This is a genomic window from Halomonas sp. 25-S5, assembly GCF_029889845.1.
Lineage (GTDB): Bacteria > Pseudomonadota > Gammaproteobacteria > Pseudomonadales > Halomonadaceae > Halomonas.
Genome location: NZ_JARANV010000023.1, coordinates 1 through 16,067, shown reverse-complemented (window position 1 = coordinate 16,067; position 16,067 = coordinate 1). Strand labels below are relative to the sequence as shown.

At 66.9% G+C, this 16,067-nt stretch carries 14 protein-coding genes; 12 read left to right on the top strand and 2 right to left on the bottom strand.

From position 1 onward, the window contains the following. Positions 1 to 28: 28 nt before the first annotated feature. The gene (gene narL / locus OP498_RS14765; RefSeq protein ID WP_280546965.1) at positions 29 to 694 is read right to left on the bottom strand and encodes a two-component system response regulator NarL; all 666 of its coding nucleotides are present in this window, start codon (positions 692 to 694) and stop codon (positions 29 to 31) included. A gap of 5 nt (positions 695 to 699) precedes the next feature. Beyond that, positions 700 to 2,604: a type IV pili methyl-accepting chemotaxis transducer N-terminal domain-containing protein gene (locus OP498_RS14760; RefSeq protein ID WP_280546966.1), complete on the bottom strand. Its 1,905-nt coding sequence runs from the start codon at positions 2,602 to 2,604 to the stop codon at positions 700 to 702. A 162-nt stretch (positions 2,605 to 2,766) separates the two neighbouring features. Between OP498_RS14760 and OP498_RS14755 the strand changes: the two genes are divergently transcribed. The 12 genes from OP498_RS14755 to OP498_RS14700 all read left to right on the top strand — a co-directional run. After that, positions 2,767 to 4,092, top strand: coding sequence for an MFS transporter (locus OP498_RS14755; RefSeq protein ID WP_280546967.1), 1,326 nt, complete (start codon positions 2,767 to 2,769; stop codon positions 4,090 to 4,092). A 198-nt stretch (positions 4,093 to 4,290) separates the two neighbouring features. Continuing rightward, the gene (locus OP498_RS14750) at positions 4,291 to 8,067 is read left to right on the top strand and encodes a nitrate reductase subunit alpha (protein ID WP_280554130.1); all 3,777 of its coding nucleotides are present in this window, start codon (positions 4,291 to 4,293) and stop codon (positions 8,065 to 8,067) included. Then, the gene (gene narH / locus OP498_RS14745; RefSeq protein ID WP_280546969.1) at positions 8,064 to 9,632 is read left to right on the top strand and encodes a nitrate reductase subunit beta; all 1,569 of its coding nucleotides are present in this window, start codon (positions 8,064 to 8,066) and stop codon (positions 9,630 to 9,632) included. The genes OP498_RS14750 and narH overlap by 4 nt, the downstream gene beginning before the upstream one ends. Further along, positions 9,625 to 10,413, top strand: a complete 789-nt coding sequence (narJ, locus tag OP498_RS14740) for a nitrate reductase molybdenum cofactor assembly chaperone (protein WP_280546970.1) — start codon at positions 9,625 to 9,627, stop codon at positions 10,411 to 10,413. Before narH ends, narJ begins: the two co-directional genes overlap by 8 nt. Then, positions 10,410 to 11,087, top strand: coding sequence for a respiratory nitrate reductase subunit gamma (gene narI, locus OP498_RS14735; RefSeq protein WP_280546971.1), 678 nt, complete (start codon positions 10,410 to 10,412; stop codon positions 11,085 to 11,087). Before narJ ends, narI begins: the two co-directional genes overlap by 4 nt. A gap of 180 nt (positions 11,088 to 11,267) precedes the next feature. Continuing rightward, positions 11,268 to 12,077 (top strand): peptidylprolyl isomerase, encoded by an 810-nt coding sequence (locus tag OP498_RS14730; protein ID WP_280546972.1) that lies wholly within the window; start codon positions 11,268 to 11,270, stop codon positions 12,075 to 12,077. A gap of 88 nt (positions 12,078 to 12,165) precedes the next feature. Further along, a complete protein-coding gene (moaB, locus tag OP498_RS14725) occupies positions 12,166 to 12,750 on the top strand; it encodes a molybdenum cofactor biosynthesis protein B (protein ID WP_280546973.1) in 585 nt (194 codons plus the stop codon). Further along, the gene (glp, locus tag OP498_RS14720) at positions 12,747 to 14,003 is read left to right on the top strand and encodes a gephyrin-like molybdotransferase Glp (protein WP_280546974.1); all 1,257 of its coding nucleotides are present in this window, start codon (positions 12,747 to 12,749) and stop codon (positions 14,001 to 14,003) included. Before moaB ends, glp begins: the two co-directional genes overlap by 4 nt. Continuing rightward, positions 13,963 to 14,706 carry a Crp/Fnr family transcriptional regulator gene (locus OP498_RS14715; protein WP_280554127.1) on the top strand — a complete coding sequence of 248 codons (744 nt, stop codon included), beginning with the start codon at positions 13,963 to 13,965 and terminating at the stop codon, positions 14,704 to 14,706. Before glp ends, OP498_RS14715 begins: the two co-directional genes overlap by 41 nt. A 139-nt stretch (positions 14,707 to 14,845) precedes the next feature. Beyond that, positions 14,846 to 15,058, top strand: a complete 213-nt coding sequence (locus tag OP498_RS14710) for a hypothetical protein (RefSeq protein ID WP_280554124.1) — start codon at positions 14,846 to 14,848, stop codon at positions 15,056 to 15,058. 111 nt (positions 15,059 to 15,169) lie between these two features. Beyond that, positions 15,170 to 15,745, top strand: a complete 576-nt coding sequence (locus tag OP498_RS14705; protein WP_232911876.1) for a TetR/AcrR family transcriptional regulator — start codon at positions 15,170 to 15,172, stop codon at positions 15,743 to 15,745. Between the two features lie 186 nt (positions 15,746 to 15,931). Continuing rightward, positions 15,932 to 16,067 (top strand): PhzF family phenazine biosynthesis protein (locus tag OP498_RS14700; RefSeq protein ID WP_280554191.1); only part of this gene is annotated, 136 nt, incomplete at its 3' end.

Here is a 16,067-nt window from a genome sequence, read left to right as displayed (position 1 = left end):
GGAGTCTTTGGAGGTATCCACACAGGATCTACTTGTCCACACCCTCCTGGACGGCCCATACCGCGGCCTCCACCCGCGAGCGCAGGTTGAGCTTCTTGAGCAGGTGCTTGACGTGCACCTTCACCGTGCCCTCGGTGATGTCGAGCTTGCGGGCGATCAGCTTGTTGGAGAGACCGGCGGCCAACTCGCGCAGGATCTCGCGCTCGCGCTGGGTCATGCTGTGGATATCCGGGGCCGCCGGCTGGTTGCGCTGGCTGCGCAGCGCCTCGGCCAGCAGGGCGGTGAGGCTCTCGCTGATCACCATGCGCCCCAGGGCCGCCTGGTGCAGCTGGCGCACCATCTCGTCGGGGTCCATATCCTTGAGCAGGTAGCCGTCGGCGCCGCTGCGCAGGGCGGCGACCACGTCCTCCTCGTGGTCCGAGACGGTGAACATCACGATGCGCCCGGCATAGCCCTGCTCGCGCAGCGCCTTCAGGGTGGCGATGCCGTCCATGCCGGGCATGTTGAGATCGAGCAGGATCATGTCGGGGTCGAGTTCGCCGGCGAGCCGGAGTCCGACCTCCGGTTCGCCCGCCTCGCCGGCCAGGTCCAGGTCGTCTTCCAGCTCGAGTAGCTGCGCCACACCGCGCCGCAGCAGCGGATGGTCGTCGATGAGCAGGATCGTGGCAGGGGTGTCGTGATCGGTCCGGGTCATCCTGGCTAGTCCCTGTGTCCGTGTTGAAGGGCGGTGGTCTCGGAGCCGCTTGCCGGCTGCTGGGCGATCAGCCGCGCGGTCTGGGGAGAGAAGGTGAGCTCGACCAGGGTGCCGCCGGCCTGGCGGTTGCGTACCGCGAACTCGCCACCCAGGGTATCGGCCCGGTCGCGCATGATCACCAGGCCGTAGTGCATGGGCGGTGAGCCGTCCGCCGGCAGGCCGATGCCGTCGTCCTCGACCATGACATGCAGCCGGGCCTGCTGGAAGCGCACCGTAACTGCCGCCCAGTGGGCCCGGGCATGCTTGTGGACGTTGGCCAGCGCCTCGCGGACCACCTGCAGCACATGGATCTCCTCGTTGGGATTGAGCAGGTGCGGCGGCACGTCGAAGAACAGCTCGACCTTGAAGCCCAGCCGCGCGGCGAACTCCTCGGTGGTCTGGCGCATGGCGCTCTGCAGGCCGGGGCCCTCGAGCTTGAGGCGGAAAGTGGTGAGCAGCTCGCGCAGCTGACGATAGGCGCTGTCGAGCCCGGTGCGCAGCTCGCCGAAGACCGCCGTCTGGGCCTCGCGTGGCATCTCCTTGGCCTGCATGCGCTCGAGCCTGGCGACCTGCATCTTGAGGTAGGAGAGCGACTGGGCCAGGGAGTCGTGGAGCTCACGGGCGATGATGGTGCGCTCGTTCATCAGCGTTACCTGCTGCTGCTCCTCGATCCGCCGCTGCAGGTAGATCGCCGTGGCCAGCTGGTCGGTCAAGGCGTTGAGCAACCGGCGGGTGCTGTCGGTGAGCTCGCCCCCCTCAGAGTACCGGACCTCCAGGGTGCCGAGCAGGGTCGCGCCGACGCTCACCGGCAGCAGCAGGCACTCCGCCCCCTCGCGCTTGGAGAGCTCCAGGGGCTGGGGATCGATCAGGCAGGCGTGGCACTCGTGGTCGCGACAGTAGGTCGGGCGGCTGCGCGAGTGGGTGGCGAGTATCGGCACCTCGCGGTCGTCGAAGGGGTCATGCAGCGAGAGTCGGATCGGGCCGAGGTCGAGCAGCTGCTCGATGCGGCGCAGCATCGGGGCGGCGCTGGCGCAGAGGTCGTTGCCGCCGCCATAGAGAGCCCGGCTGCTGTCGTGGAGCACCTGCATGACCCGGTTGCTGCGCTCGAGCTCCAGCTTCTTGCGCGAGACGCGCTCCTCCAGCTCGGCGTAGCTGGCGGCGAGCTCGCCGGCCATGGTATCCAGGGTCCGGCCCAGCAGGGCCAGCTCGTCGCTGCCCTTGAGCCGGGTGCGATACTGGAAGTTGTGGCGGCCGGCCTCCCGGGCCAGTACCACCAGCTGGTGTAGCGGGGCCACCAGGTTGTGGCGGATGTCGTAGAGGGCGATCGCCACTACCACGGCGGTCAGCGTCAGGAAGAGGATCTGCAGCACGCTGAGCAGGCGAATCTTGGCCTCGCTGTTCTGCTCCAGCTGGGTGACCAGCTGGTCGATGTCGCCCACCAGGTCGTCCAGGGTCTGGCGCAGGGCGTCGACCTCCAACCCTTCGCCGGCAATGGCGCGGGTCACCTGGGGCGCCAGCGCCTCGTCCCAGCGCGCCTTGAGCATCCGGTACTGCGCCTGCAGGGGATGGTCCTCGGCCCCGGGCAGGGCCGCGGTCAGGCGGGGGCTGACCAGCCGTTCGTGGAAACGCTCGCTCAGCGCCTGGACCCGTTCGCGCTGCGCCGCCTCGGGTTGCTGTTCATAGCGCTGCAGGGCAGCGACGATCTGGTAGGTGTTCATGCGCAGCGAGCCGGCCACGTTGATGGCGGCGGCATCACCGCGGCTGCCGTTGGCCACCACCATGGTCACCACGATGCTGATCAGTGCCATGGCGCTGATCGCCAGCAGCGAGGCGATGATGCGGGCCACCAGGGAGCGTTGCAGCAGTTTCATCGGCAGGATCGCCCTCCGCATGCGGCGCTGGAGTTGGGACTCAGGTTGCTACTATACCCTAGTGGGTAGTCGTTGCTCCCTCAAAGGTGTACCTCCCTTGCCCTTTTGACCCTGTCCCCGGGGCTCCCGAGAATTCAGTCATATCCCTCGAGCCCCGGCGCCATGTCCTGCGACCCCGATCCCCTCCCGAACGAGCCCCGCGATGCGCCGGTCGATGGCGAATCGGCGCCCCCGGGCTACCGTTCGCTGGTGGTGGTCGTGCTCTCGCCACTGGCCTTCGCCCTGGTCTTCGCCTGCTGGACCCTGTTCGCCGTGCTCGGCGTGGAGCTGCGCCGGGACCTGGCCCTGGGCAGCGTCGGCTTCGCGGTGCTGCTGGCCATGCCGATGCTCGCCGGGGCGCTGGCCAGCCTGCCCATGGCACTGCTGGCTCGTCGCCTCGGTGGGCGTCGGGTCATGCTCGGCTGCCTGCTGCTGATCTGTCCCTTCCTGTGGTGGGTCAGCCAGGCGAATCACTACCTGGAGTTCCTGCTGGCCGGACTGGGGTTGGGGCTGGGGGCCGGCTCGCTGGCCGCCGGCCTGGTCTATGTGGCGGAACTGGGGCCGCCGCGCCATACCGGCCTGGCGCTGGGCCTCTACGGAGCCGGCATGGTGGGGGCGGGGCTGAGCTACCTGCTGCTGCCGCTGGTCAGTCAGGCCTATGGCTGGCGCCTGGCGCCGCTGCTCTATCTGCTGCCGGTGCTGCTGGTGGCGGCCCTGCTGTGGCTGTTCGCCGATGATGGCGACGCGCCCGTCGGTGAGACGCTGGATGACGAGGCGCCGCCGGTTCGGTCGTCGCCGAGCACGCGCGCCGTGTGCTTCGCCACCCGCCTCGCCGACTGGCAGCTTTGGCGGCTGGCGATCACCTACAGCTTCTTCTTCGGCGCTTTCGTGGCCCTGGCGCTGTGGCTGCCGGGTCATCTGGTGGCCCGCTACGGCCTCTCGCTGCAGGCCGCGGCGCTCTTTGCGCTGCCCTTTACGCTCGCCGTCGGGGCGGGCCAGGTGATCGGCGGCGCCCTGGCCGATCGTCGCGACTTCCGCAGCCTGCGCTGGTGGGTCAGCGCCTTCGTGCTGATCTGCCTCTTCCTGCTCTCCTACCCCCCCTTCTCGATGCGCATCGAGGGCGTGCATGGCGAACTGACGCTGCACTATGCGGCCCCGCTATGGGGCTTTTTGGGGCTGCTGGTGGCGATGGGTGTCGCCATGGGGATCGGGCAGGGCAGTCTGATGCGGCTGATCCATCGCGATCATGGCGACGACATGGCGCTGGTGGGCGGGCTGGCGCTGACCCTGGGCGGGCTCTTCGCCGCCCTGCTGCCGCCGGTCTTCGTGCTGGGCAGCGAGTGGTTGGGGGTGCGTACCGCGGGCTTCATGTTCCTCTACGCCGCCCTGGTGGTGTGCATGCTGGTGATGCTCGCCGACCATGCGCGAGGCCCGGGTCGCGCACGCTGAATGCGCCGTCTAACCCCTCCCACGGCGCCGTCTATCCCCTTGGAGGTAGGGGGCATGTATATGGAGGTAACCGGGCAGTATTCCGCCGTTCATTCCGCCAGAATTCCCCCCATGGAAGCTGCCTGAGCCCGGCGAGGGAGCGGCAGTCCGAGTGGCCCGGGGTGGCCACGCATCTTTTCAGGAGCCTGGAGAGCGACCATGAGTCACTTCATTGATCGGCTGAACTTCTTCCGCAAGGCCCGCGAGCCCTTCGCCAACGAGCATGGCGAGGTCCGCCAGGAGTCCCGCGAGTGGGAGAACGGCTACCGGCAACGCTGGCAGCACGACAAGGTGGTGCGGTCCACCCACGGGGTGAACTGCACCGGGTCGTGCAGCTGGAAGATCTACGTCAAGAACGGCCTGGTCACCTGGGAGACCCAGCAGACCGACTACCCGCGCACCCGACCCGACCTGCCCAACCACGAGCCACGCGGCTGCCCGCGGGGCGCCAGCTACTCCTGGTACATGTACAGCGCCAACCGCCTCAAGTACCCGCTGATCAGAAAGCCGCTTCTCAAGCTGTGGCGTGAGGCCCTCGAAGCCAAAGGCGACCCGGTGGACGCCTGGGCCTCCATCGTCGAGGACCCGGCCAGGGCCAAGCAGTACAAGCGCGCCCGCGGCATGGGCGGCTTCGTGCGCGCTGACTGGGACGAGCTCAACGAGCTGATCGCCGCCTCCAACGTCTACACCGCCAAGCAGTACGGCCCGGACCGCGTTATCGGTTTCTCGCCGATCCCCGCCATGTCCATGGTCAGCTACGCCTCCGGTGCTCGTTACCTGTCGCTGATCGGCGGCGTCTGCCTGTCGTTCTATGACTGGTACTGTGATCTGCCACCGGCCAGCCCCCAGACCTGGGGCGAGCAGACCGACGTGCCCGAATCCGCCGACTGGTACAACTCCGGCTATATCATCGCCTGGGGCTCCAACGTCCCCCAGACGCGTACTCCGGATGCCCACTTCTTCACCGAGGTGCGCTACAAGGGCACCAAGACCGTCTCGGTCACCCCGGACTACGCCGAGGTCTCCAAGCTCACCGACGAGTGGCTCTCCGCAAAGCAGGGCACCGATGCCGCCCTGGCCATGGCCATGGGGCATGTGATCCTCAAGGAGTTCCACCTCGACAATCCCAGCAGCTACTTCACCGACTATGTGCGCCAGTACACCGATATGCCCTTCCTGGTCGAGCTCGAGGCTCGCGAGGACGGCAGCTACGCGCCGGGCCGCCAACTGCGCGCCAGCGACTTCGACGCCAGCCTGGGCCAGGACAACAATCCCGAGTGGAAGACCGTCGCCTGGGATGAGACCCGCGATCAACTCGTCGTGCCGCGCGGCTCCATCGGCTTCCGCTGGGGCGAGACCGGTGATGAGGTAGGCAAGTGGAACCTCGAGCCGCTGGATGCCGAGGGTGCCGAGATCAAGCCGCTGCTGACCCTGGCCGACCACCACGACAGCGTGGCAAGCGTGGCGTTTCCCTACTTCGGTGGCATCGCCCACGAGCACTTCGACCACGTCAAGAGCGGCGGGGCCAGCGACGAGCTGCTGTTCCACAGCCTGCCCGTCAAGCGCTTGAAGAAGGCCGACGGCAGCGAGGCGCTGGCGGTCACCGTCTTCGACCTGATGTGTGCCAACTACGGCATCGATCGAGGGTTTGGTAAAGAGGGTGAGGATGACGGCGCCACTTCCTTCGACCAGGTCAAGCCCTACACTCCGGCCTGGCAGGAGAAGATCACCGGGGTGCCCGCCGAGCAGGCCACCCGCATCGCCCGTGAGTTCGCCGAGAACGCCGACAAGACCCAGGGTCGCAGCATGATCATCGTCGGTGCCGGCATGAACCACTGGTACCACATGGACATGAACTACCGCGGCCTGATCAACATGCTGGTCATGTGCGGCTGTATCGGTCAGAGCGGCGGCGGCTGGGCCCACTACGTCGGCCAGGAGAAGCTGCGCCCGCAGACCGGCTGGACCCCGCTGGCCTTCGGCCTCGACTGGCAGCGTCCGCCGCGCCACATGAACGGCACCTCCTTCTTCTACAACCACTCCTCCCAGTGGCGCTACGAGAAGCTGGAGATCAAGGAGATCCTCTCGCCGCTGGCCAAGGCCGAGGACTACCCCGGCAGCCTGATCGACTTCAACGTGCGCGCCGAGCGCATGGGCTGGCTGCCCTCCGCCCCTCAGCTGGGCACCAACCCGCTGCGCCTGGCCGGTGCGGCCAAGGATGCCGGCATGTCCACCCAGGACTACGCCGTGCAGCAGCTCAAGGAGGGCAAGCTCGCCTTCGCCGCGGAAGATCCGGACAACCCCCAGAACTTCCCGCGCAACATGTTCATCTGGCGCTCCAACCTGCTGGGCAGCTCCGGCAAGGGCCACGAGTACATGCTCAAGTACCTGCTGGGCACCCGCCACGGCATCCAGGGCAAGGACCTGGGTGACTTCGGCGGCCAGAAGCCGGAAGAGGTCAAGTGGCATGACGAGGCGCCCGAGGGCAAGGTCGACCTGCTGGTGACCCTGGACTTCCGCATGTCCACCACCTGCCTCTACTCGGATGTCGTGCTGCCCACGGCGACGTGGTACGAGAAGGACGACCTCAACACGTCCGACATGCACCCCTTCATCCACCCGCTGACCGCGGCCACCGACCCGGCGTGGGAGTCGCGCAGCGACTGGGAGATCTTCAAGGGCATCGCCAAGTCCTTCTCCGAGGCCTCCGAGGGGCACCTGGGCGAGGAGACCGATCTGGTCACGCTGCCGCACCAGCACGACTCCCCGGCCGAACTGGCCCAGGTCGAGGTCAAGGACTGGAAGAAGGGTGAGTGCGAACCGATCCCCGGCAAGACCATGCCGGCGCTGATCGAGGTCAAGCGCAACTACCCCGAGACCTACGAGCGCTTCACCTCCATCGGCCCGCTGCTCGAGACCGTCGGCAACGGCGGCAAGGGCATCAGCTGGAAGACCGAGTCCGAAGTGGACCTGCTCGGCAAGCTCAACCACCGCAAGACCGAGGGACCGCACAAGGGTCGTCCGCGTCTCGACAGCGCCGTGGACGCCGCCGAGATGATCCTGACCCTGGCGCCGGAGACCAACGGCCAGGTGGCGGTGAAGGCGTGGGACGCGCTCTCCAAGATCACCGGGCGGGACCATACCCACCTGGCGCATCCCAAGGAGGAGGAGAAGATCCGCTTCCGCGACATCGTCGCCCAGCCGCGCAAGATCATCTCAAGCCCCACCTGGTCCGGCCTCGAGGACGAGCACGTCTCCTACAACGCCGGCTACACCAACGTGCATGAGCTGATCCCTTGGCGCACCGTCAGCGGTCGCCAGCAGTTCTATCAGGATCACCCCTGGATGCGCGCCTTCGGCGAGAGCCTGCTGGTCTACCGTCCGCCCATCGACACCAAGGCGGCGGTGAGCGTGGCCGAGCCCAAGGGCAACGGCAACCCGGAGATCGCGCTGAACTGGATCACTCCGCACCAGAAGTGGGGCATCCACTCCACCTACAGCGACAACCTGCTGATGCAGACCCTGTCGCGGGGCGGCCCGATCGTGTGGATGTCCGAGGATGATGCGAAATCCATCGGCGTCGAGGACAACGACTGGATCGAGCTCTACAACGCCAACGGTGCCATCGCCGCCCGGGCCGTGGTCAGTCAGCGGGTCAAGAACGGCATGGCGATGATGTACCACGCCCAGGAGCGGATCCTCAACATGCCGGGTTCCGAGCAGACGGGCACCCGCGGCGGTATCCACAACTCGGTCACCCGCGTGTGTCCCAAGCCGACCCACATGATCGGCGGCTATGCCCAGCTCTCCTACAGCTTCAACTACTACGGCACCGTCGGCTCCAATCGCGATGAGTTCGTCATCGTGCGCAAGATGAAGAAGATCGACTGGCTGGATGGCGAAGGCAACGATTACGAGCAGGAGGCCGTGAAATGAAGATTCGTTCCCAGGTAGGCATGGTCCTCAACCTCGATAAGTGCATCGGCTGCCACACTTGCTCGGTGACCTGCAAGAACGTCTGGACCAGCCGCGAGGGCGTCGAGTACGCCTGGTTCAACAACGTCGAGACCAAGCCCGGCATCGGCTATCCCAAGGAGTGGGAGAACCAGCACAAGTGGAAGGGCGGCTGGCTGCGCCGCAAGGATGGCCGCATTGAGCCGCGCATCGGCGGCAAGTGGCGGGTGCTGGCGAACATCTTCGCCAACCCCGATCTGCCGGAGATCGACGACTACTACGAGCCGTTCACCTTCGACTACCAGCACCTGCACACCGCCAAGCAGGGCGAGCACCAGCCCACCGCGCGGCCGCGTTCGCTGATCTCCGGCCAGCGCATGAACAAGATCGAATGGGGCCCGAACTGGGAAGAGATCCTCGGCACCGAGTTCGCCAAGCGCCGCAAGGACGCGAACTTCGAGAAGATCCAGGCCGACATCTACGGTCAGTTCGAGAACACCTTCATGATGTACCTGCCGCGCCTGTGCGAGCACTGCCTCAATCCGACCTGCGTGGCATCGTGCCCGAGCGGCGCGATCTACAAGCGTGAGGAGGACGGCATCGTCCTGATCGACCAGGACAAGTGCCGCGGCTGGCGGATGTGCATCTCCGGCTGCCCCTACAAGAAGATCTACTACAACTGGAAGACCGGGAAATCCGAGAAGTGCATCTTCTGCTATCCGCGCATCGAGGCCGGCCAGCCGACCGTCTGTTCCGAGACCTGCGTGGGCCGGATCCGCTACCTCGGCGTGCTGCTCTACGACGCCGACCGTATCGAGGAAGTGGCCAGCTCCCCGGACGAGCGTGACCTCTACCATCGCCAGCGCGAGATATTCCTGGATCCCAACGACCCGGAAGTGATCGCCCAGGCGAAGAAGGACGGCATCACCGACAACGTGATCGTCGCCGCCCAGGCCTCGCCGGTCTACAAGTTGGCCATGGACTGGGGCCTGGCGCTGCCGCTGCACCCCGAGTATCGCACCCTACCGATGGTCTGGTACGTGCCGCCGCTGTCGCCGATCCAGTCCGCCGCCGAGGCGGGCAACGTCGAGTTCGACGGCGTGATGCCCAAGATCGAGTCGCTGCGCATCCCGGTCAAGTACCTGGCCAACCTGCTCACCGCCGGCGAGGAGGAGCCCGTGGTGCTGGCGCTCAAGCGGCTGATGGCCATGCGCCTCTATATGCGTGGCAAGCATGTCGAGGGTAAGGCCGAGACCGAAGTGCTGGAGAGCGTGGGGCTCACCGAGGCCCAGGTGGAATCCATGTACCGGTACCTGGCCATCGCCAACTACGAGGACCGCTTCGTGATCCCCACCAGCCACCGTGAGATAGCCACCGAGGCCTTCCCGGAGCGCGGCGGCTGCGGCTTCAGCTTCGGCGACGGCTGCCATGGCGACAGCGGCCAGAGCCTCTTCGGCGGTCGCAAGACGACCACCACCCTGGTCCAGCCGGTCGAGACCTTTGATCCGCAGAGCGATGAGAAAGCCGAGGAGGTGCGTCATGGCTGAGGCAGCACTGCAACACCCCGCCGCGGAGCCGGACATGCTGAGCCTGCGCGTGCTGGCCCGGCTGCTCGACTACCCCTCCGCGGAGCTCCAGGCTGCCGCACCGGAGATGATCGAGCTCCTCGACGCCGAGCGCCGCTGGGAGGCGGCGCTGCGCACCCGCCTGATGGACTGGTGCCAGCGCTTGCTGGAGGCCGACCTGATGGAGCTGCAGGCTGAGTACGTGGCACTGTTCGACAAGGGGCGCAGCACCTCGTTGCTGCTTTTCGAGCACGTCCACGGCGAGTCCCGCGATCGCGGCCAGGCCATGGTCGACCTGATGGCTGAGTACAGCGCCGCGGGCTTCGAGCTCGATGCCCGTGAGCTACCCGACTACTTGCCGCTATTCCTGGAGTACCTCTCGACCCGCCCGGAGGCCGACATCGGCCGCTGGCTGGGCGAGATTCGCCATATCCTGGCACTGATTGCTGCTCGGCTGGAGGAGCGTGACGCCGACCATGCCCTGGTGCCGCTGGCGCTGCTGGCGCTGATCGGCGCCGAGGGGGACGTCGACGCCCACCGCGAGACGGTGAAGGAGGAGGCGTCCGATGACACCCCGGAAGCGCTGGACGAGGTGTGGGAGGAAGAAGCGGTGCGTTTCAGTGCCGCCTCCGACGAGGACTGCGCCCTGCAATCTGCCGAGGGCCGGCGACTCGCCGAGCGCAAGAACGTGACGCACAGCGAGGCGGTGCGGGTCCTCGATCCCGCCTCCGTCGCCGCCAGGCATCAAGGAGACCAGTCATGAGCTACTTTAATACCCTGCTGTTCGGGCTCTACCCCTACCTTGCCGGCACCATCTTCCTGGTCGGTAGCTTGCTGCGTTTCGATCATGGCCAGTACACCTGGAAGACCGGATCGAGCCAGATGCTGACTTCCCGGAACATGCGCATGGCCAGCAACCTCTTCCATGTCGGCATCCTGGTGATCTTCTTCGGCCATCTGGTGGGCCTGCTGACCCCGCACTGGGTCTACGCGCCCTTCATAAGCGCCGGGACCAAGCAGCTAATCGCCATCCTGGTCGGCGGCATCGCCGGCGTGATGTGCCTGGTGGGAGGCGCCATGCTGGCCCATCGCCGCCTGACCAACCCGCGGGTGAGGGCCTCGTCCAGCACAATGGATACCGTCATCATCGTGCTGTTGGTCGTGCAGGTCTCGCTGGGCCTCCTGACCATCATCCCCGCCCTGGGCCACCTGGACGGCAGCGTGATGATCCAGCTTGCCGGCTGGGCACAGTCCATCGTCTTCTTTCAGGGCGGTGCGGCCACCTACCTCGAGGGCCTGAGCTTCATCTACAAGCTGCACATCCTGGTGGGCCTGACCATCATCTTGGTCTTCCCCTTCACCCGTCTGGTCCACGTCTGGAGCGTGCCCTTCGGCTACGTGACGCGTCGTTACCAGCTGGTGCGCAAGCGGGGCTGAGACCAGGCCTTTGCCCATACTGCTGGCAAGGGGCGCCGGGGGCAGGGCGTAGAGGAGGTCCTACGCCAGGGATGGCGTCGGTAGCGCCCAGGGAAGGGTTCACAGCGCCTCCTCGTAGCCCTGCCCCCGGAAAAGCCCTCTTAACCGAGGCCGGTCGAAATGAGTTTCAAGGATTTAGCCATGCAGAAGATCGATATCGAGATGATCCCCGGGGGCGCGAGCCCCCCGCCCATCCGGGTCGGCGAGGCCACCATCGAGGAGGCCGCCATTGCCGAGGAGATGCAGCACCACCCGGCGGACAGCGCCGGCACCGCCCAGCTCAAGGCAGCCCGCGCCCTGGTGGTGCGCGAGCTGCTGCGCCAGCGGGCGGCGGCCCTGGGAGTGGCCGAGGCGGTCGATGAGGCGGATGCCGCCATCGCCGAGCTGCTGGAGCGGGAGCTGGATGTGCCCGAGCCCGCCGAGGCGGACTGCCGCCGCTTCCACGCCGCCCATCCCGAGCGCTTCAGCGAACCCACCCGCCTGCGGGTACGCCACGTGCTGCTGGCCGCTGCCCCGGACGACGCCCCGGCCCGCGACGCCGGCTATCGCCTGGGCGAGACGCTGGTCCGCGAGCTGCAGGCAGTGCCTGAGCGCTTTACCGAGTTCGCCCAGCGCCACTCCGCCTGCCCCTCGAAGGAGGAGGGCGGTGACCTGGGCTGGTTGGCGCCCGGACAGACTGTGGCCGAGCTGGACCGTGCCCTGCAGCATCTGCCCGAGGGGCTCCATGACCGTCCGCTAGCCTCGCGCTATGGCTGGCATATCGTCACCATCGATCAGCGCATCGAGGGACGCGAGCTGCCCTATGAGCAGGTAGCCGAGCACGTCCGCCACAGCCTTCGCGAACAGGCCACCCGTCGTGCCCTGCGCCACTACCTGCTGGCGCTGGAGGCCGAGATCGGGGTCGAGGGGATATCGCTCGACGACGAGGGCGGCAGCGCCCTGATGCAGTAGCCACATGAAGGGGGCCGGCCTGGCCCCCGACGCTTCCGACTCTCCTTTCCATGACGCCGCTCGCGCCGCGGGCGGCGAGGAGGACCCCATGGCCCACGTTCATGCCAATACGCCCTTCGCGCCCCTGGGCATCGCCGTGCTTACCGTCTCCGACACCCGCGGTTTCGACGAGGACGGCAGCGGCGACCTGCTTGCCGAGCGCCTCACCGAGGCGGGCCACGCCCTGGTGGAGCGGCGCATCGTGCCTGACGATGTCTACCGCATCCGCGCGGTGGTCTCGGCCTGGGTGGTCCGCGAGGACATCCAGGTGATCCTGGTTAACGGCGGCACCGGCTTCACGCCCCGTGATACCACCCCCGAGGCGCTCGCGCCGCTGTTCGACAAGGCGGTCGACGGCTACGGCGAGCTGTTTCGTCAGCTCTCGCTTGCCAGCATCGGCACCTCCACCCTCCAGTCCCGGGCGGTGGCCGGGCTGATCGACCGCACCCTGGTGTTCGCCATGCCGGGCTCGCCGAAGGCCTGCGCCACTGCCTGGGACGGCATCCTGGCCGCCCAGCTCGACGCCCGTACCCGGCCCTGCAACTTCGTCGCCATGGTGCTGCCCGAGGCGAGGCACTGCGCGTCCCGGCAGGTGAGCGCCGACGAGGACATGGCGGAAGGGGCCGGGGCATGAACTGCGGCTGCGCGGAGGTCGTCACTCCCGGCCTGCTGGATCTCTTCGACGCCCGCGCCCTGATGGTGGCGGGCGGCGTGGCGGTGGCCGGCTGCGAGCGGGTCGCCCTGGTCGATGCCGTCGGCCGGGTACTGGCCGAGGATGCCCGGGCCGGCCTCGACCTGCCCGGCGTCGATAACAGCGCCATGGATGGCTATGCCCTGCGTCGTCGCGAGCTCGCCGCGAGCCCGGATGGCCTGCCAGTGGCACTGCGTGTGCCGGCCGGCGCCGGCGTGCTCAGGCTGCCCGACGGGGGTTGTGCGCGCATCTTTACCGGTGCGCCCGTGCCGCTGGGGGCGGACGCCGTGGTGCCCCAGGAGAGGGTGAGCCTGGACGACGCGGGGAGAGTTCACGTCGAGGGGGAGTTGGCCGAGGGCGCCAATATCCGTTGCCGAGGCGAGGAGAGCCGCGCCGGTGACGTGGTGTTGGTCGCGGGTACCCGACTGAATGCCGCGGCCATCGCCCTGCTGGCCAGCCAGGGCATCGATGCCGTGACGGTGCGCCGACGGGTCCGCGTGGCCCTGGTCAGCACCGGCGACGAGCTGATTGAACCCGGCCAGGCCTGGGTGCCCGGCCAGGTCTACAACAGCAATGGCGCCATGCTGCGTGCCCTGCTCGCCCAGCAAGGCTGCGAGGTCCTCGACCTGGGCGTCGTCGCCGACACCGCAGCTGACCTGGGTCAATGTCTTGCCCGGGCGGGCGAGCAGGCCGATCTGGTAGTCTGTACAGGCGGGGTCTCGGTGGGGGAGGAGGACCACGTTCGCCCGGTGCTGGAGCGCCTGGGGGGCATCTCCTTCCACGGCGTGGCGATAAAGCCCGGCAAGCCCTTCGTCCTTGGCTGGCTCGGCCCCTCCCTTCGCGACGGTACCCCGCTGATCGGCCTGCCCGGCAACCCGGTGGCCTCGCTGGTGGGCTGGCAGTGGCTGGCGCTGCCCTTCGTGCAGGGGCGCCAGGGGCGCACCCCGCCCGCGCTGCAGCGCTTCCCGGTCACCGCCGGCTTTTCCCGGCGGGCGCCGAGGGGCCGGCGCGAGCTGCTGAGGGTGGTGCTGGACTGGACCGGCGGTGCCCTCGTGGCACGCCTGGCCGGCGGGCAGGGCTCCCATATGCTCGGGGCCGCCAGCCAGGCCCATGGCTACCTGATCATCGATGCCGACACCCCTGTGGAGGAAGGCCATGTCTACGGATACTGCCCCGGTACCCAGTTCCTCGACTGAGCTGCTGTTCCGGCCCCGGCAGCTGCGCGAGCTGGTGCGTGGGGTGCCCTGGCTGGGCGACCTCGACGAGGACCAGCTCGAGGCCCTGCTGCAGGACACCGAGGTGCGCACCCTCAAGACCCGTGAGTGGCTGTTCCGCCAGGATGCCCCGGCCGAGTGGCTCTACGTGGTGATCAGCGGGGCGGTGCGCCTGGTGCGCAGCGCCGGCGACGGTCACCTGGCGACCATCCGCTGCGTGGAGCGCGGCGGCACACTGGGCGAGCTGAGCATGGTGTCCAGCGCCGGGGTCTACCTCTATTCCGCCGAGGCCCTGCGCCGCACCCATGTGCTGACCATCCCCGCGGCACGCTGCCGCGAGATCATGGACCGCCAGCCGGCCTGCCGGGCGGAGTTCATGAGCCACCTGGCCCTGGAGCTCACCGAGCGCCTCGAGGACATGGCGCTGTTGACCCAGGCCGACGCCATGGCGCGCCTGGTCAGCTACATCCTGCGCCAGCTCCCGGCGGGCCGTGCCAGGGGGCCCCGGGTGGTGCGGCTGACGATTCCCAAGCGCTGGCTGGCCGCCCAGCTGGCCATGACCCCGGAAACCCTGTCGCGCCTGCTGGCCAGGCTGCGCGAGGAGGGGGTCATCAACATCGACCGCCAGCGCCTGGTGGTGCTCGACGAGCAGAAGCTGCGTGACCACATGCTGAGCGACGATTGACCACGTCGTGCCGGAATCGCTGGGAGGCCTCATGCCTCTGTGCGATGCCGATGGCCTGATGCTGGGGATGGGATTGCATTCGACGAGGCGAGCCCAAGCTCGGGTATAGTGGCGTCCTCTCGTGACCCTGGAGACGTCGATGCTGCTGGAAAGCCTGTCACCGTTGTCGGGCGGCATCAACCTGGTGCTGGTGCTGCTGTCGGTGTTCACCTCGGCGTTCACCGCCGCGGTGGGCGTTGGGGGCGGGGTGCTGATGATCATGGCGCTGGCCCAGGTGATGCCGGCGGCGGCGCTGATTCCGGTCCAGGGCTTAGGAGGACCTAGAGAATGCTATTCATGCTATACACGCTAGTAAAATAGGGAGCTCAGGTACCTCTAGGTGGGGGAGCTACAGGTACGTGTATGGTTCGGCTGCTCGGATCATTTGCCAGGTAGTGTTCCGTCGAGTGGTGTCACAGAGCTGGTGGCCCGAATTCCACACCCGGCGTCGAAGAGCCGATTTGGCTATCAGGCAGTCGGCGTGGATCGAATCCGAGACGAGGCCGGCGTCTCGAAGATGACGCTCTATAACCACTTCGCCAGCAAGGAAGCGCTGGTGGAGGTGGTGTTGGAACAGCGGCATGAGCGCTTCATGGCGTCCCTTAAGGCTGCCGTGGAGGATCGGGAAACAATTCAGGAAAGACTACGTGCCGTCTTTGACTGGCATGCCCGCTGGTTCGCCTCCGAGCAGTTCCACGGATGCATGTTTCTCAGAGCGACCGAAGAGCACGCCCGGGAGCCGGCCTCCTTGCTGTTGCTCTCGCGTTGGCACAAAAATGAAGTAAGGGGACTGATCGAGGAAATTTTGGCGGAACAGTGCGGCAAGCCAGATGCGCACCTGGCTCGCCTCGTGCAGATAATGCTGGATGGAATGATAGTCAATGCTTACCTGTTCGGTTCCGAAGCCGTGGACGATGCCTGGGCGGCGCTTGCGCCATTGCTGGCACTGGACACCCGGCCGTTGACGCATGAAGGCGGGGCGAACTGGGCGATCCCTTGATGGCACCAGAGTTAAGCTGGTGGTAAAAAGAGAGTTGTATCAATGGATAGCGATAGCTCCAATTCGCAATTTTACCTTTGTCACGTTTCCCGACATAGCGCTTATGTGTGACCGAAGGATGCAGGCTTAGCGTCTAGCCCGAATTTCTGGGACCACTTCAATCACCCACACGGACCTCGACGATTAATGAATAAACACCATTATTACCTTCTCGATGTTTTCACTGACCGAGCATTTTCTGGAAACCCGCTCGCAGTATTTCCGCAATCCGACGAACTAGATTCCAACAAGATGCAGGCCATAGCCAACGAATTGAACCTAT